We start from the raw sequence: 22760 nt of genomic DNA, 5'->3' as shown, positions 1-22760 counted from the left end.
TGGTTCGTCCGCAGTTGTGTCCCTGACGGCTTCGGGGTGGCGACCGCCGGTTCGTCCCCGCCCGGCCCCGCCGGGGCCGTACACCGCGTGCCCGTCACTGCCGCGGCGTAGGCTGGAGACCCCCGGCCGCTCGGCGTGCCGGGCCGTTCGCGTTGCCCCGGCGGGCCTTCGCCGCCCGGAGGCAGCACCAGCCACGGGACGAAGAAGAGACCCCAGATGAGCCTGACCGGACTGCTCGATGTCGTCGCGCGGGACGCGGCGCTCGCCGAGGCTATCGAGGCGGCCACCGCCACCGGAGCCGAGGCCGGCGGCCGCCGCCACCTGGACCTGGTCGGACCGCCCGCCGCGCGGCCGTTCGCCATCGCCGCGCTGGCCCGCGCGCTGGCCGGACGGGCCGCCGGTGACCGGGGCCGTCCGGTGCTCGCCGTCACCGCGACCGGCCGGGAGGCCGAGGACCTCGCCGCCTCGCTGCGCTCGCTGCTGCCGCCCGACGCCGTCGCCGAGTACCCGGCCTGGGAGACCCTGCCGCACGAGCGGCTGTCGCCCCGTTCGGACACCGTCGGCCGTCGGCTGGCCGTGCTGCGGCGGATCGTGCACCCGCGGGCGGACGACCCGGCGGCCGGGCCGGTGCAGGTGATCGTCGCCCCGGTCCGCTCGGTGCTGCAGCCCCAGGTCAAGGGCCTGGCCGAGCTGGAGCCGGTGGCCGTCCGGCGCGGTGAGTCGCACGACCTGGAGGAGGTGGCCCGCAGGCTCGCCGCGGCCGCCTACGCGCGGGTCGAACTGGTCGAGAAGCGCGGCGAGTTCGCCGTCCGCGGCGGCATCGTGGACGTCTTCCCGCCGACTGAGGAGCACCCGCTGCGGGTGGAGTTCTGGGGCGACGAGGTCGAGGAGATCCGCTACTTCAAGGTCGCCGACCAGCGCTCGCTGGAGATCGCCGAGCACGGGCTGTGGGCGCCGCCCTGCCGTGAACTGCTGCTGACCGACGAGGTGCGGGCGCGGGCCGCCGAACTGTCCGCCGAGCATCCCGGGTTGGCCGAGATCCTGGACAGGATCGCCGAGGGCATCGCGGTCGAGGGCATGGAGTCGCTGGCGCCGGTGCTGGTGGACGACATGGAGCTGCTGCTCGACGTGCTGCCGCTCGGCTCGGTCGCGGTGGTCTGCGACCCCGAGCGGGTCCGCACCCGGGCCGCGGACCTGGTGGCGACCAGTCAGGAGTTCCTGCACGCCTCCTGGGTCGCCGCGGCGGCCGGCGGGGACCGGCCGATCGACCTGGAGGCCATCGACGTCTCCGCCGCCTCGCTGCGCTCGCTCGCCGAGGTGCGCGAGCACGCGGCCGAGATCGGTCTGTCCTGGTGGTCGGTCAGCCCGTTCGCGACGAGTGAGTCGACGGTGGACGGCGTTCTCGAGTTCGACGCCAGTACGCTCACCCTCGGCATGCACGCCGTCGAGGCGTACCGGGGTGATACCGCCCGGGCGATCGCCGACGCCAAGGAGCGGCTGGCCGCCGACTGGCGGGTCGTCATGGTGACCGAGGGCCACGGCCCGGCCTCTCGACTGGCCGAGGTGCTGGGCAACGAGGGCATCCCGGCGCGGCTGGTCGCCGACCTCGCCGAGGCGCCCACCCGGGACGTCGTCTACGTCTCCTGCGGCTCGATCGAGCACGGCTTCGTGGACGAGAACCTCAAGCTCACCGTCGTCACCGAGACCGACCTGTCCGGCCAGAAGTCCTCCACCAAGGACATGCGCCGGATGCCGTCCCGGCGCCGCAACGCGATCGACCCGCTGGCCCTGGTGGCCGGCGACTACGTCGTCCACGAGGCGCACGGCGTCGGCCGGTACGTCGAGATGGTGCAGCGCACCGTCCAGGGCGCCACCCGCGAGTACCTGGTGCTGGAGTACGCCCCCGCCAAACGCGGCCACCCCGGCGACCGGCTGTTCGTGCCGACCGACCAGCTGGACCAGGTCACCAAGTACGTCGGCGGCGAGGCCCCGACGCTGCACCGGCTCGGCGGCGCGGACTGGGCGAAGACCAAGCAGCGGGCCAAGAAGGCGGTCAAGGAGATCGCCGCCGACCTGATCAAGCTGTACTCGGCGCGGATGGCCGCGCCCGGCCACACCTTCGGCCCGGACACCCCGTGGCAGCGGGAGCTGGAGGACGCCTTCCCGTACGCGGAGACGCCGGACCAGCTGACCACCATCGCCGAGGTCAAGTCGGACATGGAGAAGTCCGTCCCGATGGACCGGCTGATCTGCGGCGACGTCGGCTACGGCAAGACTGAAATTGCTGTGAGAGCGGCCTTCAAGGCGGTGCAGGACGGCAAGCAGGTGGCGGTGCTGGTGCCGACCACGCTGCTGGTGCAGCAGCACTTCTCCACCTTCGCCGAGCGGTACGCCAACTTCCCGGTCACGGTGAAGGCGCTCTCCCGCTTCCAGACCGACAGCGAGGCCAAGGCCGTGCTGGAAGGGCTGTTCGAGGGCTCGGTGGACGTCGTCATCGGCACCCACCGGCTGTTCTCGTCCGAGACCAGGTTCAAGGACCTCGGCCTGGTCATCGTCGACGAGGAGCAGCGCTTCGGCGTCGAGCACAAGGAGCAGCTGAAGAAGCTGCGGGCCAACGTGGACGTGCTCACCATGTCCGCCACCCCGATCCCGCGCACCCTGGAGATGGCGGTCACCGGCATCCGCGAGATGTCCACCATCACCACCCCGCCGGAGGAGCGGCACCCGGTGCTGACCTTCGTCGGGCCGTACGACGAGAAGCAGATCTCGGCCGCGATCCGGCGTGAACTCCTTCGCGAGGGCCAGGTGTTCTACATCCACAACCGGGTGGAGTCGATCGACAAGGCCGCCGCCCGGCTGAAGGACCTGGTGCCCGAGGCGCGGATCGCCACCGCGCACGGGCAGATGGGGGAGACCCAGCTGGAGAAGGTCGTCGTCGACTTCTGGGAGAAGGAGTTCGACGTCCTGGTGTCGACCACGATCGTGGAGTCCGGCATCGACATCTCCAACGCCAACACCCTGATCGTCGAGCGCGGCGACACCTTCGGCCTCTCCCAGCTGCACCAGCTGCGCGGCCGGGTCGGCCGTGGCCGCGAGCGCGGCTACGCGTACATGCTGTACCCGCCGGAGAAGCCGCTCACCGAGACCGCGCACGAGCGGCTGGCCACCATCGCCCAGCACACCGAGATGGGCGCCGGCATGTACGTCGCGATGAAGGACCTGGAGATCCGCGGCGCGGGCAACCTGCTCGGCGGCGAGCAGTCCGGGCACATCGCGGGGGTCGGCTTCGACCTCTACATGCGGATGGTGGGCGAGGCGGTGGCCGAGTTCCGCGAGTCGCTGGCGAACGGCGGCGAACCGGAGGAGGAGCCGCTGGAGGTGAAGATCGAGCTGCCGGTGGACGCCCACGTGCCGCACGAGTACGCGCCCGGCGAGCGGCTGCGGCTGCAGGCCTACCGCTCGATCGCGGCGGTCAACGCGGAGGCGGACATCCAGCAGGTCCGGGACGAACTCGTCGACCGCTACGGCAAGTTGCCCGAGCCGGTGGAGAACCTGCTGTTGGTCGCGGCGCTTCGGCTGTACGCCCGGCGGTGCGGGATCTCGGACATCACCCTGCAGGGCTCGAACATCCGCTTCGGGCCGGTGGAGCTGCGTGAGTCCCAGCAGCTGCGGCTGAACCGGCTCTACCCGCGCAGCCAGGTCAAGGGGGCGGCCCAGCAGCTGCTGGTGCCCCGGCCGAGCACCGGCCGGATCGGCGGCAAGCCGCTGGTCGGGCGGGAACTGCTGGGCTGGTGCTCGGAGTTCCTGTCGGCCATGTTCGACGACCTGGCGGGGGCGAAGAAGTAGCAGCACCTGACCGGTGGACGGTCCACGGCGGTCTCGGGCTTCGGCCCGGGGCCGCCGTTCTGCTGTGCACGGGGACTGTGCGCGGGCCGGCGGTTGTGAACGGAGGCGTCAGCCGATCTTCCACTGGCCGACCTGGTCGGCGAAGCCGTTGTCCAGGGCGAACTGGACCTTGTCGAGCTTGGTGCCGTCCGGGATCTCGAAGGTGACGAAGCCCTTGCCGGTCTCGCCGGGGGCGATGTTGGTGGGGGTCTGGAAGGCCGGGCCGGCCTTGGTCTCCTCGAGGTTCGGGCCGTAGGCCTGGCCCTGGGTGTCCACGACCTTGGCGCTGCTGGCGGGGGCCTCGCCGTACGCCTGGACGCCGGTGGCCTTGATCTGGAACTGCACCGCGACGTAGTGCTTGCCGTCGGCCGGCTTGAGGTACTCGTTGGCGCTCTCGGCCGGGTCGACCACCTTCACGGCGACGACGTCGGCGGCGTTGCCCTTGTCGCTGCCCTTGAGCGCGATGGTGTCGCCGATCTTGGCGGGGACCTTGGGGGCGTCGGAGGCCTTGGTCTCGGCGGGCTTGGTGGCGCCCGCGGGTCCGGTGGTGGCGGCTGCGGTCTGCTTCGCCTCGGTCGAGACGGAGGCGCCGCCGGTGGAGTTGCAGGCGGTCGCGGTGAGGGTGGCCAGCGCGGCGCCGAGCAGCAGGGCGGCGGTGCGGCGGGCGCTGGTGGTGCGGCGGGCGGTGGCGGACATGGCTGTTCTCCCGGTGGTCGACGGTGCTGGAGGCTGTCGCCGTTGCTCGGTGGCGACGGAGAGATCACACCATCGATCCGTGAACTATGTCAATGGAATTTTACAAAAGATCTCTGTTCACACGTGAACGGAGATGGGGAGGCCCGTCGCTATGCTGTGTGATCACACCCCCGTCGGGCCCGCCCGCGCCGCCGAAGGAGCCTCCCGTGCCGGACCGCCCCGAAGTGACCGCCGTCGAGATCGCCCGGCTGGCCGGAGTCGGCCGCGCCGCGGTCAGCAACTGGCGCCGCCGCCACCCCGACTTCCCCCGCCCGGTCGGCGGCACCGACACCAGCCCGACCTTCGCGCTCGACGAGATCGAGTCCTGGTTGCGCGCCCAGGGCAAGATCGCCGAACTCCCGCTGCTGGAACGGGTCTGGCAGCTGGTCGACACCCTGCGCGACCCGGCCGGCCACCCCGCCGCACCGCTGGTCGAGGCCGGCGCCCTGCTCCTGTCGCTGCACCGCGCCCCCGAACGCTGGGCCGGACTCGCCGACCAGCCCGACACCCGGCTCGCCACCGTGCTGCCCCGCACCGTCGCCGACACCGCTGTTCACACCTTCGGCCCGGACGGCCCGCGCGACCTGCGCCTGCCCAACCTGCTCGGCAGCACCCAGCTTGACCTCGCCCGGCTGCTCGCCGCCCTCGCGGCCGAGGCCGGCCCGGCGGGCGCGTACGAGCAGCTGCTCACCCGCCACGCCGAGGCCAACACCCGTCAGCTCAGCCCGACCCCGCCGGAGGCCGCCGAACTGCTCGCCGCCGTCGCCGGAGTCCCCGCCACCGTGCTGGACCCGGCCGTCGGCCTCGGCGCCGTGCTGCTCGCCCACCCGCCGACCACCGGCCGCTACGGCCAGGACGCCGACCCGGTCGCGGCCGCCCTCACCCGGCTCCGGCTCGCCCTGCACACCCCCGCCGACGAAGCCGGTCCGCTCCCGCTCGACCTGCGCACCGGCGACGCCCTGCGCGCCGACGGCTACCCCGGGGACACCTTCGACGCGGTGCTCTGCCAGCCCCCGTACAACGAACGGGACTGGGGCCACGACGAGTTGCAGTTCGACGCCCGCTGGCCCGGCGGCCTCGTGCCGCCGCGCGGCGAGTCCGAACTCGCCTGGGTGCTGCACTGCCTCGCCCACACCCGCCCCGGCGGCCTCGCCGCCCTGCTCCTCCCGCCGACCGTCGCCGCCCGCCGGGCCGGGCGCCGCATCCGCGCCGAGCTGCTCCGCACCGGCGCCCTGCGCGCCGTCATCGCCCTGCCCGCGGGAGCCGCCCCGCCGTACGGCGTCCCGCTGCACCTCTGGGTGCTCCGCGCCCCCAAGCCGGGCGACGACTTCCGGCAGGTCCTGCTGCTCGACGCCGGGGCGGCGCTCGCCGGTCCGGCCGGGACCGCGGGCCAGGCGGTCGCCGAGGGCGGCCGGGACAAGGTCGACTGGCCCGAACTGCGCCGTATCGTCCTGGACTCCTGGCGCGGGTTCGACCTCGCCGCCCGCGAGGGCGTGCCGGTCCCCGCCGACCGCCCCGGGGTCCATCGGACCATGGCCGCCCTCGATCTGCTGGACGACGAGACCGACCTCTCCCCGGCCCGGCACGTCCCACCCGCCGCCCGGCTCGGCGGCACGGCCGAACTCTCCCACCTCGGGGCCCGGTTGGCCGAGCTGCTGGCCGGGCTGGCCGATCCGGTCGGGCTGCTTCCGCAGCCCGGTGCGGAACCCGTCGGCGCCGCCCCGGTCGGCGTGGTCACCGTCGGCGAACTGGTCCGCAGCGGTGCGCTGGAGGTGCACTCCTCCGGCACCGGCGCCGCCACCCGCCCGGCGGGCACCGCCCCGGGCGGCACCCCCGTGATCACCGACCAGGACCTCGCCACCGGCGCCCCGCCCAGCGCCGTCCTCGCCGCCACTGCCGGCGTCGCCGGGGAGGTCCGCACCCGCCCCGGCGACGTCCTGGTCCCCGCCCTCGGCGGCGGCACCGCCCGCGTCGTCCCCGCCGAGGGCCCGTTGGTCGGCGCCGCCCTCGGCCGCCAACTCCACCTGCTGCGACCCGACCCGACCGCGCTCGACCCGGAGTTCCTGGCCGGCCAGTTCCGCTCCACGGCCGGCACCCGGCGCGCCGCCAGCCACGCCACCACCACCGCCCGCCTCGACATCCGCCGTGTCGAACTGCCCCGCCTCCCGCTCCCCGCCCAACGGCGACTCGGCGCCGTCTTCGCCCGCCTCGCCGCCTTCGACACCGCCCTCACCCAGGCCGCAGCCCTCGGCCACACCCTGGCCCGGGCGGCGACGGACGCGCTGGCGACGGGGGCCCTGGTGCTGCCGGAGGACTGACGGAGGTTCAGTACCGGCTGGGCGTCGGCTCGGCATCGACCGGACCGAAGGACTCCGGGGCGGCCGGGCCGGGCGGTACGGTGTGCTGGGCCGTCCGTGTCACGGTCGGCGCCGGTCCCCTCCAGCTCAGGAGCACACATGTCAGGGCAGCACCCCGGGCCGTTCGGACCGACGCCCGGTGGCCCGCCGTACGGTCCGGGGCAGCTCCCGGGGCCTGTGCCGGGGCCCTTCCCTGGTCCTGTTCCGGTCGCCGGGCGTGCGCCGGTCCCCGACCGGTTCGGGGTGGCCGCCCGGGTGCTGTGCGCGCTCGCCCCGCTGCTGACCGTCGGCCTGCTCGGCGTGGTCCCGTCACTGCTGCTGGCGGTCCGGCGCAGGCGGGCGTACGACATCGTCGGCGCGGTGGTGTTCTGCGCGTTGCTGCTGACGCTCGCCGTCTCCGCCGGGGTCGCCGGCAGTATCAAGGACCCGACCGCCGACCTCACCGGCGAGATCGCCCTCGGCGTGCTGTGGCTGACGCCGACCGCGCACTTCCTGGTGATGGACAGCCGCGCGGTCTGGGAGGCCGGCCGCCCCGCGCCGAAGCCCCTCGCCCCGGCGTACGGCCCGCCGGCCGCCTCGCCGTACGCGCCCACCATGCCCGGCTACGGCGCTCCGCCCGCGGCCGCCGCCCCCGCCCCGGCCGTCGAGACCTCCCACGACCTGCGCGAACTCGGCGAACTGCTGCGCCGTCAGGCCCGTGAGGGCGGCTCGTGACCGGCGCCAGGCTGATCGCCGGGCGCTACCGGCTCACCGAGAAGATCGGCCACGGCGGCATGGGCCAGGTCTGGGCCGCGCAGGACGAACGGCTGCACCGTCCGGTCGCCGTCAAACTGCTCCGCCCCGAGCACCTGCTGCCCGGCGGTTCCGGCAGCTCCGGCGCCGACGCCGCGACCACCGAACGCCGCCGCCACGGCGACGAGTTGAGCCGCCGGTTCCTGCGCGAGTGCCGGGTGACGGCCGCGCTCGACCACCCCGGCCTGGTCACCGTCTTCGACGCGGGCGAGGACGAGGACGAGCTGTACCTCGTCATGCAGCGCATCCCCGGCGTCAGCCTCGCCGACCTCATCGCCGAGGACGCGCCCTTCCCGGTCGAGCGCGCGGTGGCCGTCGCCGCCCAACTCTGCGGGGCGCTGGCCGCCGTCCACGCCATCCCGGTGGTGCACCGCGACCTCAAGCCCAGCAACGTCATGGTCCGCGCGGACGGCCGCACCGTACTGCTCGACCTCGGCATCGCCACGGCCCTCGACATCGAGACCACCCGCCTCACCCTCACCGGCGTGCCCATCGGCAGCCCCGCCTACATGGCCCCCGAACAGGCCCTCGCCGCCACCACCGACCCGCGCAGCGACCTCTACTCGCTCGGCTGTCTGCTGCACGAGATGCTCTCCGGCGAGGAGCCTTTCCGGGCGCCCACCGCCCTCGGCGTCCTGCGCCGGCACGTCGACGAACCACCCGTCCCACTGCGCGAGTTGCGCCCCGAGGTGCCGCAGCCCCTCGAACGGCTGGTACTCGACCTCCTCGCCAAGCGGCCCGCCGACCGCCCGGCCGACGCCCAGGCGGTGTACGGGCGACTGCTCCCGCTGCTGCCCCCGGCCGAGGGCGCCCCGCAACCCCGCTTCACGCCGCTGCCCGATCCGGCACGCCCCTTCCGTTACCCGCACCAGCCGCAGCCGTCGGCCGCGGTGGTCCGCCCGGAGCCGCGGCCCTTCCTCATACCCCCGGCCCCTTCGGCACCGCCCGCCGTCCCCGTCGCCGCTCCCGTCGCCGTTTTCTCCGCCCCGGACCTCGGCGCGGAGTGCGCCCGACTCTCCGACCTCGTCGACGCCGGACGCCACACCGAGGTCCTCGGCCTCGCCGCCCGCCTGCTGCCCCGCGCCGAGGCCGACCTCGGCGAGAGCGCGCCCCTCGTCCGCACCGTCCGCGCCATCTACGCCCGCACCCTCCTCCACGAGGGCCACCCCCAGCAGGCCCTCCCCGAGTACCGCCGCCTCGCCGCCACCGCGGACGGGGGCCCGCACGGCCCCCAGGGTCTCGACCACCGCTACCGGGCCGCCCTCTGCCTCGACCGACTCGGCCACGGCCCCGACGCCCTCGCCGAGTACCGGGCCCTGCTCGCCGCCCACACCGCCCGCCTCGAATCCGGCCTCGACACCGACCCCGAGCGCACCTACGACCTCCGCGAACGCATCGGCCTCCACCTCGCCGCCACCGGCGATTCCCAGAACGCCTGGCACTGGCTCCTCCAACTCCTCCTCGAACGCGAACGCCGCGACGGCCCCCACCACCCCGCCGTCCGCCGCCTCCGCCAGTCCCTCACGACCCTCCAGCCCCACCACACCACCCCCTGGCCCCCCACCCGCTGACCCCTCGCCGGTGACGGGTGCCCCATGCCGTCGGTGAGCGGGGCTCCGCGGGTGCCGTTCGGACGTGGGAAGTCGACGGGTTCGACTTTCCGCGCCGGCGACGGTTGACGGCCCGGCCGACCGCTATGGCACGCCGCCCGGGTGGCGACCTCGACCGTCGTGCCGGTTCCAGCCGGTCGCCCCCCGGCCGCCGGCCGTCCTCAACGGCCCCGCTGGCCGGCCGATCCCGGGGCGCGCTGGTCCCGTCCTCTGGCTTCCGGCCGTTCGTGCCTCTGGAGGAGTGGGAAGTCGGCGAGGCCGACTTCCGGTGTGAGCGGGAGTGCGGCCGGCCCGGCGGGCCGCTGGCGGGGGCGGGTAGGTTCGAGGTGTGACGACGAATGTTCCGGGCGCGAAGTTGATCCTGCTGACCACCACCCACCGGGTGGCTCCCGGGTTGCTGGCGTGGCCGGCGTGGGAGGCGTTGCGGTCGGCGGGGCGGGTGTTGGTGGGGGAGGAGGGGCATCCGCAGGTGGCCGCGGTGCGGCAGGCCGGGGTGGCGGTCAAGGCGGTGGGGGCGGAGTCGGCGCCGGCGTTGGCGCGGATGTTGACCGAGCAGCCGGCGGAAGCGGGGCCGACGGTGTGGCTGGGGAGTCCGGACGGGGATCCGGGGCTGACGGACGCGCTGGCGCGGCTGGCGGTGGAGCACGCCGGGGAGGTGCCGGAGATCGAGGTGCTGCCGGGCTCGTACGACCTGCCGGGGTCGCGGCTGCTGGACCTGGTGTCGGTGATGGACCGGCTGCGTTCGCCCGGCGGGTGTCCGTGGGACGCCGAGCAGACGCACGAGAGCCTGGTGAAGTACCTGGTCGAGGAGGCGTACGAGCTGGTCGAGGCGATCGAGGAGGGGGACCGGGACACGCTGCGCGAGGAGCTGGGCGACGTGCTGCTCCAGGTGTTCTTCCACTCCCGGATCGCCGAGGAGCACCCGACCGGGCGGTTCACGATCGACGACGTGGCCGGGGACATCGTGGAGAAGCTGGTGTACCGGCACCCGCATGTGTTCGGGGACGTCGAGGCCGCGGGCGCCGCCGAGGTGGAGGCGAACTGGGAGCAGCTGAAGGCGGCTGAGAAGGCGGACCGGGAGTCGGTGCTGGACGGCGTGCCGGCCGGGCTGCCGGCACTGGCGTACGCGGCGAAGCTGGTGTCCCGGGTGCGCCGGGCGGGGTTCGAGGGTGTGCCGGACGCGCCGTACGAGCTGCCGGCGGAGCTGACCGCGGAGTCGGCGGGCCGGCTGCTGCTGGCGGTGGTGCAGCGGGCGCACGACGCCGGGGTGGATGTGGACGCGGCGTTGCGCTCGGCCGCGCGCGGTTACCGAGACGCGGTGCGCGCGGCCGAGGGGCTCAAGCCGGAGTAGTCGGCTCAGGCCGCCGTGGCGGTGTGCTCGGCCGGGCGCCGCTGCGGCGGTACGAGTTCGCCGATGGCCTCGCCGATGAGGGCGACGAGTTCGGCGAGGCGCTCCAGGTCGAGGTGATCGGGCAGGTCGGCGAGGGAGACGATCCGCTCGCCGTTCGGGCCGGCGACGCAGAAGAGGTCGATCGGCCCGAGGTGCTTCTCGGCGGTGTCGACCAGGGCGGCGACGTCGCTGGGGCGGCGGATGTCGGCGAAGACGCCGACGACGGGGCAGCCGGGCCGGTCGAGTTCGGCGGCGAGGTCCTCGGCGATGCCGACGTGGGTGTCGGCGATCAGCATCCCGGCGGCGCCGGCCGCGGTGAACCGGCGGGCGAGGTCGGCTCCCGAACCGCCGTCGAGTACCGCGATGACGACGACTGCCCCGCTGACCCGCATGGTCTGCTCCTCCCTGTGGGCGACACCGCACCGGCGCCCACGCGTACTGCGGAGGATCGTAGGCACGTCCTGACCCTCCGCAACAGGGATTACCCCGCAGGTGACCAGACTCACGCCTGGCGCCCGGCCAAGAGCTGTCCAAGAGCTGTCCACGGTCCGTCCACGGGCCGTCCACGGAGCGTTGACGGCGTGCTCGCCCGCCGTCGGCGGACCGCTCGCGCGCCGTTCGCGGACGGTCGGCGGTCAGGGCGCGCCGGGCCCAGCGGTTACGGTCGACCCATGCCTGCTCAGCCCGACGCCGCTCAGCCCGCCCCGCAGCTCTTCACCTGGGAGTTCGCCGCCGATCCGTACCCCGCCTACGCGTGGCTGCGCGAGCACGCCCCGGTGCACCGCACCAAGCTGCCGAGCGGGGTGGAGGCGTGGCTGGTGACGCGCTACGCGGACGCCCGGCAGGCGCTCGCGGACAGCCGGCTGTCGAAGAACCCGGCGCACCACAGCGGGCAGGCGCACCGCACCGGCCGGGTGGGCATCCCGGGGGAGCGGCAGGCGGATCTGATGACCCACCTGCTGAACATCGACCCGCCGGACCACACCCGGCTGCGCCGTCTGGTGTCGAAGGCGTTCACCCCGCGCCGGGTGGCCGAGTTCGAGCCGCGGGTGCAGCAGCTCACCGACCGGCTGATCGACGGCTTCGCGCAGCGCGGTTCGGCGGACCTGATCCACGAGTTCGCCTTCCCGCTCCCCATCTACGCGATCTGCGACATGCTGGGCGTGCCGGCCGAGGACCAGGACGATCTGCGTGACTGGGCGGGCATGATGATCCGCCACCACGGTGGGCAACGCGGCGGCGTGGGCCGAGCGGTCAAGCGCATCCGCGCCTACCTGGTGGACCTCATCCACCGCAAGCGGGCCGACCTCGGTGACGACCTGATCTCCGGCCTGATCCGGGCCAGCGACCACGGCGAGCACCTGACGGAGAACGAGGCCGCCGCCATGTGCTTCGTGTTGATCTTCGCGGGGTTCGAAACCACCATCAACCTGATCGGCAACGGGACGTACGCGCTGTTGCGCGATCCGGGGCAGCGGGCGCTGCTGCAGGAGTCGGTGGTGCGCGGGGAGACCGCGCTGCTGGAGACCGGGATCGAGGAACTCCTGCGCTACGACGGGCCGGTGGAGCTGGCGACCTGGCGGTTCGCGACCCGGCCGCTGACCATCGGCGGGGTGGACATCCCGGTCGGCGATCCGGTGCTGGTGGTGCTGGCGGCGGCGGACCGTGACCCGGCCCGGTTCGCGGACGAGAACACCCTCGACCTGGCCCGGGCCGACAACCCCCACCTGGGGTTCGGGCACGGCATCCACTACTGCATCGGCGCCCCGCTGGCCCGGCTGGAAGGGCGCGCCGCGCTGGCCACGCTGCTTTCCCGACTGCCCGATCTCCGGCTGGCTGAAACCCCGGAGAATCTGCGCTGGCGCGGCGGTCTGATCATGCGTGGATTGCGCGAACTTCCGGTCGAATTCAGCCCCGAGATCCGGTCTCCGCACGCCGTTCCTGAGGCTCCGACACACTGACCGGACGTCGCTGATGCGCCCTTGATGCCGGTATGAACACCCATCAATCCGGACATAGAGGAGCCATTGGTAGGCGATCGATCACGTGCCGTAATTTCTGTGTGATGTCGACGATATGAGCTTGTGATTGATCTGAGGATCTGTCTAGTCTCCCTGGAGTTCGCAGCTGCGGACCTCGTGCGCGGAACGCCGAATCCTGCCCGCCGCGTCACGGGAAACCGACCAGAACCCTGGGCAGGGGCGGGGGAACCAGGTTTGTTGCCGTCCTCCACGGCTTGGGGTGAAGCCGCCTGAGCGGAACCGTTTCCGCACGCGGCGGCCGGGCCACCTCCCGGTCCGAACCCGACAGCTCACCTCGCAGGCGTGCGGAGAGGGACTTTTTCATGCTGTTCGTTGGAACCGGCCGTCACCGTCGTCGCACCCAGACCGAGAAGGCCATCGCCGTCGCCGGTGTGGCCGGCGTCGGACTCGCGATGCCGCTCCTCGCCGCCACCGGCGCCTCCGCCGCCCCGGCCTCCGCCTGGGACTCCGTCGCCCAGTGCGAGAGCGGCGGCGACTGGAGCATCAACACCGGCAACGGCTTCTACGGCGGACTGCAGTTCACCTCCAGCACCTGGAAGGCGTTCGGCGGCACCGCGTACGCGTCGCAGGCCAACCAGGCCAGCAAGGCCCAGCAGATCTCGGTCGCCGAGAAGGTGCTGGCCTCCCAGGGCCCGGGCGCCTGGCCGGTGTGCTCCGTCAAGGCGGGTCTGAGCAAGGGTGGGGCCCCGGCCGTGGTCGACACCTCCTCGGACGCCAAGCCACAGTCCGCCCCGCAGCAGCAGACGCCCAAGCAGCAGGCCCCGAAGCAGCAGGCCCCCAAGGCGGCCGCGAAGCCCGCTCAGCAGCCGGTCCAGCAGTACGCCCCGAAGCACGCCGCTCCCAAGCAGGCCGAGAAGCCTGTCGAGCAGTCGGCCCAGCAGTACGTCCCGAAGCACGCTGCCCCGCGCGCCGCCCAGCCGGTCCAGGCCGCCCCGGCCGGCCATGACTACACCGTCCACTCCGGCGACACCCTGTCGAGCATCGCCGCGGCCCAGGGCGTGTCCGGCGGCTGGCAGGCGCTGTACGACGGCAACCGCGGCACGGTCGGCGGCGACCCGAACCTGATCATGCCCGGCCAGGTCCTGCACCTCGGCTGAGCCGGTCCACAGGTCCCCGGGTGACGCCCCGAAGGATCTCGAGCAACACCCCGGGAACGAAGGGGGCCGCGCCCGGCCCCCTTCGTCCGCATTCGTCCGCGGCAAAGGGACAAGCTGGGACAAGCAGGTGAACTACCGGTGGGTAGTGGGGCCACACGCTGAGACGGAGCCGAGGTCAACGTGGCTCCGGGAGCCCGGGCGGTTAGGCTCTGGTCGTAACGACTCCGCAATCGTCCCGCCGACAGCCACCACGGTCGGCCGGACCCTGCTTCCGCAAGGAGATGCCTCGTGCCGTCCATCGATGTCGTCGTAGCCCGTGAGATCCTCGACTCGCGCGGCAACCCCACGGTCGAGGTCGAGGTCGGCCTCGACGACGGCAGCACCGGTCGTGCCGCTGTCCCGTCGGGTGCCTCGACCGGCGCCTTCGAGGCGCTGGAGCTGCGCGACGGTGACAAGAACCGCTACTTCGGCAAGGGTGTCGAGAAGGCCGTCCTGGCCGTCATCGAGCAGATCGGCCCGGAGCTGGTCGGCTACGACGCCACCGAGCAGCGCCTGATCGACCAGGCCATGCTCGATCTGGACGCCACCCCGGACAAGTCCTCGCTCGGCGCCAACGCCATCCTGGGCGTCTCGCTGGCCGTCGCGCACGCCGCCTCCGAGGCCAGCGACCTGCCGCTGTTCCGCTACCTGGGCGGCCCGAACGCGCACGTCCTGCCGGTCCCGATGATGAACATCCTCAACGGCGGCTCGCACGCGGACTCCAACGTCGACATCCAGGAGTTCATGATCGCCCCGATCGGCGCGGAGTCCTTCTCCGAGGCCGTCCGCTGGGGCGTCGAGGTCTACCACACCCTCAAGGGCGTGCTGAAGGAGCGCGGCCTGTCCACCGGCCTCGGCGACGAGGGCGGCTTCGCCCCGAACCTGGACAGCAACCGCGAGGCCCTCGACCTCATCATGGAGGCGATCCAGAAGGCCGGTTACGTCCCCGGCCGTGACATCGCCCTGGCCCTGGACGTCGCCTCCTCCGAGTTCTTCAAGGACGGCGCCTACCAGTTCGAGGGCAAGGCCCTCTCGGCCGCCGAGCTCATCGAGTACTACGCCGAGCTGGTCGCCGCCTACCCGCTGGTCTCCATCGAGGACCCGCTGGACGAGTCGGACTGGGACGGCTGGAAGGCCATGACCGTCAAGCTGGGCGACAAGGTCCAGCTGGTCGGCGACGACCTGTTCGTCACCAACCCGGCCCGCCTGGCCAAGGGCATCGAGACCGGCACCGCCAACGCGCTGCTGGTGAAGGTGAACCAGATCGGCTCGCTGACCGAGACCCTGGACGCCGTCGAGCTGGCCCAGCGCAACGGCTACCGCTGCATGATGTCGCACCGCTCCGGCGAGACCGAGGACGTCACCATCGCCGACCTGGCCGTCGCCACCAACTGCGGCCAGATCAAGACCGGTGCCCCGGCCCGCTCCGAGCGCGTCGCCAAGTACAACCAGCTGCTGCGCATCGAGGAGATCCTCGACGACGCCGCCGAGTACGCCGGCCGCGGCGCCTTCCCGCGCTTCCGCTCCGCGGAGTGATGAGCGCGGTCGCTCTGCGGACCAGTGAGCACAGCGAGTACGAGGGCTGACCCCTTCGGTACGAAGGCCGCCCGCTCCCGCACCGCGGCCGAAAACCGGAGGGCCGGAAGTCCCCGGTAGCGCAAGCCTGACCGGTGCCCCGCCGCACACCCCGTAGGGTGGACGGCGGGGCATCGTCGCGACCAGGAGGGGATACGGGAGATGGCTGGCTGGAGGATCCCGGGCTTGGCGGCCCGGCCTCGGTTCACGAGCCGGGCGACCGTCCTCGTCCTGGTGCTCTGCTCGCTGGTGGCGATCCTCGCCTACCCGACGCGGCAGTTCGTCTCCCAGCGCGCCGAGATCTCCGCCCAGCGGGCGAAGGCCGACCACTCGCGCCAGCAGGTCGAGCAGCTGCGCAGGGAGAAGGCCCGCTGGCAGGACCCGGAGTACGTCAAGGCGCAGGCCCGCTCCCGGCTGCACTACGCGGTGCCGGGGGAGACTCCGTACATCGCGGTGGAGCCGGCCGGACCGGCCGCCCAGCCGTCCGCGCCCTCCGCGCCTGCCGCACCGGCCTCCTCCGGCAGTTCGGCCAAGGCCGCCAAGCCCTGGTACACCAGCATCTGGGACTCGGTGGACGCCGCCGACTCCGTCGCGCTGGCCCCCGCCACCCCCCGTCCGCTCCCACCGTCCCCCGTTGGAGACCCCACCCCCCATGACCACTGAGAACCACCCCGCCGTCTCCGACGCCGACGTCGCGGCCATCGCCGCCCAGCTCGGCCGGGTGCCGCGCGGCCTGCGCGGTGTCGCGCACCGCTGCCCTTGCGGCAACCCCGACGTCGTCGAGACGGCCCCTCGGCTGTCGGACGGCACGCCGTTCCCGACGCTGTACTACCTGACCTGCCCCAAGGCCGCCTCGCTGATCGGCACCCTGGAGGCGGACGGCGTGATGAAGGAGCAGAGCGCCCGGCTCGCCGAGGACCCGGAGCTGGCCGCCGCCTACCAGAAGGCGCACGAGGACTACATCGCCCGCCGCGACGCGATCGAGGTGCTGGAGGGCTTCCCGAGCGCCGGCGGCATGCCGGACCGGGTGAAGTGCCTGCACGTGCTGGTCGGCCACTCGCTGGCGGCCGGCGAGGGCGTCAACCCGCTCGGCGACGAGGCGATCGGCATGCTGGAGGACTGGTGGGCCAAGGGCCCCTGCGTCTCCCCGGCCGAGGTCCAGGAGGCCGGTGAGCGGGTCGCCCGCAACCGCGCCAAGGAGCAGGACCACGATGCCGTGATCGCGGCCAAGCAGCAGAAGACCGCCGAGCGCGCCGCCAAGAAGCGCGCCGCAGAGGCCGCGACACCGGAAGCTGGCGCGGAGCAGGAGTCCGAGTGAGCATGACCCGCGTGGCCGCGATCGACTGCGGCACCAACTCGATCCGCCTGCTGGTCGCCGACCTCGACCCGGAGACCGGCGAGATCACCGACCTCGACCGCCGGATGATCATCAACCGGCTGGGCCAGGGCGTGGACCAGACCGGCCGGCTGCACCCGGACGCGCTGGCCCGCACTTTCGCGGCCTGCCGGGAGTACAAGGAGATCATCACCGGATTCGGCGTCGGCCCCGAGCGCACCCGCTTCGTCGCCACCAGCGCCTCCCGGGACGCCGAGAACAGCGACGAGTACGTCAAGGGCGTGCGGGACATCCTGGGCGTCGAGCCCGAGGTGGTGAGTGGCGAGGAGGAGGCGCACCTGTCCTTCGTCGGCGCCACCAAGGAGCTGACCGGCGATCAGTTCCCGTCCCCCTACCTGGTGTTCGACCTCGGCGGCGGCTCGACCGAGTTCGTGCTCGGCGGGGCGGACGTGCAGGCGGCGCGCTCGGTGGACATCGGCTGCGTGCGGCTCACCGAGCGGCACTTCGGCGGCGCCGAGCTGCCCTCCGAGGAGCAGATCGCGCAGGCCCGGGCGCATGTACGGGCCGAGTTGGACAAGGCGGAGGAGGTGGTCCCGCTGACCGGCGCGGCCACCCTGGTGGGCCTCGCGGGGACGGTCACCACGGTGTCCGCGATCGCCCAGAACCTGCCCGAGTACGACTCCGAGCGGATCCACCACTCCCGGATAAGCCTCGAGCGGGTCGCCGAGATCGCCCGCGAGCTGCTGGCCGCCACCCACGCCGAGCGCGCGGCCATCCCCTCGCTGCACCCGGGCCGGGTGGACGTGATCGCGGCCGGGGCGCTGGAGCTGCTGGAGATCATGGAGCGGACCGGCGCCGCCGAGGTGGTCGTGAGCGAGCACGACATCCTCGACGGCATCGCCTGGAGTACGGCCTCCTGACGGCCCGCACGCCCGGGCGCTCGCGCCGCCCTGATTCGCAGCGCGACGAGGTGTCCGAACCGGCTCCGGCGCCCCCTTGGGGGCGCCGGAGCCGGGGCGCGCCCGGACGCGGGCGGAAATGTTCGTGAATTTCTTCACATGGCGATCCGGTCATTCGTCGCACCCCTGGGCCCGCTACGCCCGAATTGTGAGACCGAAGGCCTGCCGGTGGTCGAGCCCGCTGGATCGCAGGTCAGGCCTCGGTTGAGGTTTGAAAATCGAAATCACGCACGGGAACCCTGGTGTAGTGCGGATCGTTGCTGCTCAGCAGGGTGGTGCTCCGGCACTCGCTCACAAGGGGCCGTTGGGCCCTGTGAGCCCGCATGCCAGGGCCATTCTTGTGGGCGCGCAGTGTAGCACGGGGTGTCCATGAGCTTGTGACCGGGCTCACGAAGGCTGCTCCGGACGGTGCTGGATACTTTCGGATATGAGCACCACGGAGCGTCCTCGCATCCTCATTGTCGGCGGTGGTTACGTCGGCCTGTATGCCGCGATGCGCATCCTCAAGAAGATGCGCTACGGCGAAGCGACCGTCACGGTCGTGGACCCGCGGTCGTACATGACGTACCTGCCCTTCCTCCCCGAGGCGGCCGGCGGCAACGTCGCGCCCCGCAACCTCGTCGCGCCGCTGCGCAGCGCCCTCAAGAAGGCGGAGGTGCTGACCGGTTCTGTCACCGGTATCGACCACGCCCGCAAGGTCGCCACGATCCAGCCCGCGGCCGGCGACAGCTACGAGCTGCCCTTCGAGTACCTGGTCGTCGCGACCGGCTCGGTCTCCCGCACCTTCCCGATCCCGGGTCTGGCGGAGAACGGCATCGGCATGAAGACGGTCGAGGAGGCCATCGGCCTCCGCAACCACGTCATGGCCCAGCTCGACAAGGCCGAGTCCACCACGGACGAGGAGGTCCGCCGCAAGGCGCTGACCTTCGTCGTCATCGGCGGTGGCTTCGCCGGCGTCGAGACGATCGCCGAGATCGAGGACATGGCGCGCGACGCGTCGAAGCTGTACAAGACCGTCAGCCGTGACGACATGCGCTTCGTCATGGTCGAGGCGGCCAACCGCATCCTCCCCGAGGTCGGCCCGGACCTGGGCCTGTGGACCAAGGAGAAGCTGGAGGAGCGGAAGATCGAGGTCTACATCGAGACCTCGATGGACTCCTGCGTCGACGGCCACGTCATGCTGAAGAACGGCATGGAGATGGACGCCTCCACCATCGTGTGGACGGCGGGCGTCAAGCCGAACCCGGTGCTGGCCAACTTCGGCCTGCCGCTGGGCCCGCGCGGCCACGTCGACACTGCGGCGACCCTGCAGGTCCAGGGCTTCGACTACGTCTGGTCCGCCGGTGACAACGCCCAGGTGCCGGACCTCGCCTCTGGCGAGGGCGCCTGGTGCCCGCCGAACGCGCAGCACGCCTGCCGTCAGGCCGTCGTCCTCGGCGACAACGTGATCTCCGGCATGCGGGGCTTCCCGCAGAAGGAGTACAAGCACAAGAACCTGGGTGCGGTCGCCGGTCTCGGCCTGCACAAGGGTGTCGCCATCCTGTTCGGCAAGGTCAAGCTGAAGGGCCGCCTGGCCTGGTGGTTCCACCGTGCCTACCACGGCGCGATGGTTCCGACCGTCAACCGCAAGGTGCGCGTCTTCACCGACTGGACCCTCGCGATGTTCCTGAAGCGCGAGATGGTCGGCCTGTCCCAGATGGAGCGGCCGCAGCTGCCGATCCAGGAGGTCACGCCGCCCACCAAGCCCGCCGTCGAGGCCGCCGAGCCGGCCGCCGACAAGGAGCTCGCCAGCAAGTAAGCGACTGGACCCCGGTGTGGGAGCGCCGGGGTATGAGTCGGAGGCCCTCCGCCCGGCAGTGACGCCGGACCACGACCTCCGTGGTGCTCAGCCGGCCGTGCGACCGGGCGGAGTACAGCAGTAGTAGAGCCCCTGCCGAAATCCTCCGGCAGGGGCTCTCGCTGTTACTCGCCCGCTCGCCTCCGGGGCGCTGGGACTCGGTGCCGACGGTCGGCGCTCCGGCGCTCGTGCCTCGCTGGTCGCTTCTCCCTTTCGGCACCGGCGCGCCCCTTCGGCTCAGGGCGGTTACTCGCCCGCTCGCCTCCGGGGCGCTGGGACCCGGTGCCGACGGTCGGCGCTCCGGCGCTCGTGCCTCGCTGGTCGCTTCTCCCTTTCGGCACCGGCGCGCCCCTTCGGCTCAGGGCGGCGGGGTCGGACCGTCAGTCGGTCTTGATGCTCGACAGGATGTCCAGCTTGGACGCCCGGCGGGCCGGCCAGATCGCGGCCACCAGACCGACCAGCCCGGCCAGCGCCAGGAACATCGCCAGCTGGTCGTACGGCAGGACGGTGGTCAGCCCGGCCAGGCTGGACTTCAGCGTCCCGTTGATCGCCCAGGCGATGAAGCAGCCGAGCAGCAGGCCGACACCGGCGCCGAACAGCGAGATCACCACCGACTCGAGTCGGACCATCCGCTTGATGCCCCGTCGGTCCAGGCCGATCGCCCGCAGCATCCCGATCTCGCGCTTGCGCTCGAAGACCGACATCGCCAGCGTGTTGATCACACCCAGGACCGCGATCAGGACCGCCATCCCCAGCAGGCCGTACATCAGGTTCAGCGCGAAGGTGATGACCTGGCTGAAGCCGTCCCGGACGTCCTGCTTGGACTTGACCTCGATCACCGGGTTGGTGCCGGTGGCGTCCTTGAGTGACTGCTTGAGCTCGGCGGTGGCGCCGTCCTTGCCCTTGACCAGGACGTCGGCGATGTACGGCTTCGCCTCGTGCTTGGCGATCTCGCTGTTGGCCAGCAGGACCGGGCCGAGGATGCCGCCCTTCTCGTACACGCCGCCGACGGTGAGCTGGCCGGTGGACTCGTCCGGGTAGGACACGGTCATCGTCGAGCCGGTGGTGACGTTGAACTTGGTGGCGACGTCCTGGTCCACCAGCAGCTGGCCCTTGCCGAGCGCGGCGGTCGAACCGCTGGTCAGCTTGATCTCGGCTATCTGGTCGAGGGCGTCCGCGTTGAGACCGGTGATCGCCTTGGAGGTGCCGTTGAGCTTCCAGTAGGCGGCGGTCAACGGCGAGGAGGCCGCCACCCCGGGGGCCTTGGCGATCTGCGCGGGCACCTGCCCGGACAGGTTCATGCCGTTGGCGGCCGAGACGATGTAGTCGGCCTTCATCGACTTGGTGACGGCCCGGTCGATGGTGTCGCCGACCGAGGTGCCGATCACGGTCAGACCGGTGACCAGGGTGAGGCCGATGGTGAGCGCGGCGGCGGTGGCCGCGGTGCGGCGCGGGTTGCGCACCGCGTTCTGCTGGGCCAGCTTGCCGGGGGTGCCACCCAGCGCCCGCAGCAGCGGGCCGACCAGCGCGACCACCGGGCGGGACAGCAGCGGCAGCAGGACGAACACGCCGATCAGGGCCAGGAAGGCACCCGCGCCGACCGGCATCCGGCCGCTGTCGTCGCCGGTGGAGGCGCCGTAGCCGATCAGCGCGAGGCCGCCGGCGGCGAGCACCGCGCCGATGGTGTTGCGGACCACCAGGCTCTTCTGGCTGGTCGGCTGGTCGCCGCTGCTCATCGCGGCCACCGGCGCGATCCGGGCGGCGCGCAGGGCCGGCAGCAGGGCCGACAGGACCGTCACCACGACGCCGACCACGACGGTCACCACGACGGTGACCGGCTTGATCACCAGCGCGCCGCTCGGCATGTCCTCGTTCAGCGAGCCGATCAGGGACTGCATCCCGGCGCCGATCCCGATGCCGGCCAGCAGACCGGCCACCGCGGAGACGGTGCCGATCAGCAGGGCCTCGATCAGCACGGAGCGGGTGACCTGCTTGCGGCTGGCGCCGATCGCCCGCAGCAGCGCGAGTTCCTTGGTGCGCTGGGCGACCAGCATGGTGAAGGTGTTGGCGATGATGAAGATGCCGACGAAGAGCGAGATGAAGGCGAAGACCAGCAGCATGGTGCGCATGCTGTCGGTGCTCTTGGTGATCTGCTCCTGCTCGTCGGCGTTGAGCTTGGCGCCGGTCTCGACGTCGAACTGGTGGCCCGTGGGCACCTTCGGTTGGACCTGGGCGAGCAGTGCGTCCTCGGAGGTACCGGGCTTGGCGGTGAGCACGATGCTGCTGTAGCGGCCCGGCTCCAGCAGGGTCTGCTGGGCGGTGGCCTTGTCGAAGAGGGTGAGCGTGCCGCCGGTGTTCACCACTGGGTCGTCGGTGGTGAAGATCCCGGTGAGCCTGGCCTCGATCACCGGCCCGTTGGCGGCGATCCGGACGGTGTCGCCGACCTTGTAGCCGCCCCGGTCGGCGGTCTTGCGGTCGAGCGCGATCTCCTTGGCGTTCTTCGGGCCCTGGCCCTCGGCCATCGGGTAGCGCGGGTCCTCGCCGTCCTGGCCCGGGGCGAAGTTGGCGCCCTTGGCGGCCCAGACCTGGCCGATCAGGTTGCCCTTGTGGTCGGCGACCCCGGTGAAGCCGCTGACCACGCCACGGACGCCCGCCGCGTCGGGCAGGGTCGCCAGCTGCTGGACGGTGGCGTCGGTGAGCGTGGCGGAGCCGCTCTCGCTCTTCTGCCTGGCGGAGGCGTCGGAGGCGGCCGCGCGGTCCACGACCTGGACGGCGATGTCCGAGTAGCTCTTGGAGTTGCTGTCCCGCAGGGCCTTGCCGAAGGTGTCGGAGAAGACCATGGTGCCCGCGACGAAGGCGGTGCCGAGCATGACGGCCAGTGCCGTCATCAGTAGCCGGCCCTTGTGGGCCAGCACGTTGCGCAAAGCGGTGCGATACATGAGGTGTCCTGGGAGGGTTCGGTGAAGCGGGCTGCTGGGCCGGCGGTGTGTCAGCTGGTGCGGCCCTTGGCCTCGAAGCGGCGCATGCGGTCCAGGACGGTGTCGGCGGTGGGGCCGTGGAGTTCGTCGACGATCCGGCCGTCGGCGAGGAAGACGACGCGGTCGGC

Annotated in this window: 15 protein-coding genes, 1 pseudogene and 1 riboswitch; of the genes and pseudogenes, 12 read left to right on the top strand and 4 right to left on the bottom strand. The window is 72.5% G+C overall.

Going from position 1 to position 22760, the window contains the following annotated elements:
* Positions 1–216: 216 nt before the first annotated feature.
* Entirely contained in the window at positions 217–3846 is a 3630-nt protein-coding gene (gene mfd, locus ABZW30_RS07105; RefSeq protein ID WP_355670016.1) for a transcription-repair coupling factor, read from the top strand.
* A gap of 108 nt (positions 3847–3954) precedes the next feature.
* Here the strand turns inward: mfd and ABZW30_RS07100 are convergent, their stop codons facing one another.
* Positions 3955–4581 (bottom strand): DUF4352 domain-containing protein, encoded by a 627-nt coding sequence (locus ABZW30_RS07100; RefSeq protein WP_355670015.1) that lies wholly within the window; start codon positions 4579–4581, stop codon positions 3955–3957.
* Between the two features lie 206 nt (positions 4582–4787).
* On the opposite strand from ABZW30_RS07100, the gene ABZW30_RS07095 reads away from it, so the two are divergent.
* From ABZW30_RS07095 to ABZW30_RS07080, 4 genes are all read left to right on the top strand, one after another.
* Positions 4788–6938 (top strand): N-6 DNA methylase, encoded by a 2151-nt coding sequence (locus ABZW30_RS07095; RefSeq protein WP_355670014.1) that lies wholly within the window; start codon positions 4788–4790, stop codon positions 6936–6938.
* Positions 6939–7220: 282 nt separating this feature from the next.
* On the top strand, positions 7221–7691 hold the full coding sequence (locus tag ABZW30_RS07090; protein ID WP_355670013.1) for a hypothetical protein: 471 nt from the start codon (positions 7221–7223) through the stop codon (positions 7689–7691).
* Entirely contained in the window at positions 7688–9340 is a 1653-nt protein-coding gene (locus tag ABZW30_RS07085; RefSeq protein WP_355670012.1) for a serine/threonine-protein kinase, read from the top strand. The genes ABZW30_RS07090 and ABZW30_RS07085 overlap by 4 nt, the downstream gene beginning before the upstream one ends.
* A gap of 367 nt (positions 9341–9707) precedes the next feature.
* Positions 9708–10730, top strand: a complete 1023-nt coding sequence (locus ABZW30_RS07080) for a MazG family protein (RefSeq protein WP_355670011.1) — start codon at positions 9708–9710, stop codon at positions 10728–10730.
* Between the two features lie 5 nt (positions 10731–10735).
* Here ABZW30_RS07080 and ABZW30_RS07075 read toward each other — a convergent pair whose 3' ends face one another.
* Complete coding sequence (locus ABZW30_RS07075; RefSeq protein WP_355670010.1) at positions 10736–11161, bottom strand: SDR family NAD(P)-dependent oxidoreductase; 426 nt, start codon at positions 11159–11161, stop codon at positions 10736–10738.
* Positions 11162–11440: 279 nt separating this feature from the next.
* Between ABZW30_RS07075 and ABZW30_RS07070 the strand changes: the two genes are divergently transcribed.
* From ABZW30_RS07070 to ABZW30_RS07040, 7 genes are all read left to right on the top strand, one after another.
* The gene (locus ABZW30_RS07070; RefSeq protein WP_355670009.1) at positions 11441–12730 is read left to right on the top strand and encodes a cytochrome P450; all 1290 of its coding nucleotides are present in this window, start codon (positions 11441–11443) and stop codon (positions 12728–12730) included.
* 210 nt (positions 12731–12940) lie between these two features.
* Positions 12941–13110, top strand: a riboswitch (cyclic di-AMP (ydaO/yuaA leader).
* 3 nt (positions 13111–13113) lie between these two features.
* Positions 13114–13908 carry a transglycosylase family protein gene (locus tag ABZW30_RS07065; protein WP_355670008.1) on the top strand — a complete coding sequence of 265 codons (795 nt, stop codon included), beginning with the start codon at positions 13114–13116 and terminating at the stop codon, positions 13906–13908.
* Between the two features lie 288 nt (positions 13909–14196).
* Entirely contained in the window at positions 14197–15483 is a 1287-nt protein-coding gene (eno, locus tag ABZW30_RS07060) for a phosphopyruvate hydratase (RefSeq protein ID WP_355670007.1), read from the top strand.
* Positions 15484–15708: 225 nt separating this feature from the next.
* A complete protein-coding gene (locus ABZW30_RS07055; RefSeq protein ID WP_355670006.1) occupies positions 15709–16185 on the top strand; it encodes a septum formation initiator family protein in 477 nt (158 codons plus the stop codon).
* Complete coding sequence (locus ABZW30_RS07050) at positions 16157–16840, top strand: DUF501 domain-containing protein (RefSeq protein WP_355670005.1); 684 nt, start codon at positions 16157–16159, stop codon at positions 16838–16840. Before ABZW30_RS07055 ends, ABZW30_RS07050 begins: the two co-directional genes overlap by 29 nt.
* Positions 16841–16842: 2 nt before the next feature.
* Complete coding sequence (locus tag ABZW30_RS07045; RefSeq protein WP_355670167.1) at positions 16843–17778, top strand: Ppx/GppA phosphatase family protein; 936 nt, start codon at positions 16843–16845, stop codon at positions 17776–17778.
* A gap of 466 nt (positions 17779–18244) precedes the next feature.
* On the top strand, positions 18245–19615 hold the full coding sequence (locus ABZW30_RS07040; RefSeq protein WP_355670004.1) for an NAD(P)/FAD-dependent oxidoreductase: 1371 nt from the start codon (positions 18245–18247) through the stop codon (positions 19613–19615).
* Positions 19616–20034: 419 nt separating this feature from the next.
* On the opposite strand, the gene ABZW30_RS07035 is transcribed toward ABZW30_RS07040, so the two are convergent.
* Together ABZW30_RS07035 and ABZW30_RS07030 are read right to left on the bottom strand one after the other, a co-directional pair.
* Positions 20035–22593 carry an FtsX-like permease family protein gene (locus tag ABZW30_RS07035; protein WP_355670003.1) on the bottom strand — a complete coding sequence of 853 codons (2559 nt, stop codon included), beginning with the start codon at positions 22591–22593 and terminating at the stop codon, positions 20035–20037.
* Positions 22594–22643: 50 nt separating this feature from the next.
* Positions 22644–22760: pseudogene (locus tag ABZW30_RS07030) on the bottom strand (ABC transporter ATP-binding protein); the annotation flags it as partial.

Origin of the sequence: Kitasatospora sp. NPDC004669, from assembly GCF_040609455.1 — a bacterium.
GTDB lineage: Bacteria > Actinomycetota > Actinomycetes > Streptomycetales > Streptomycetaceae > Kitasatospora.
The sequence above is the reverse complement of the archived record's forward strand: the minus strand, read 5'-3'. Positions and strand labels throughout refer to the sequence as shown.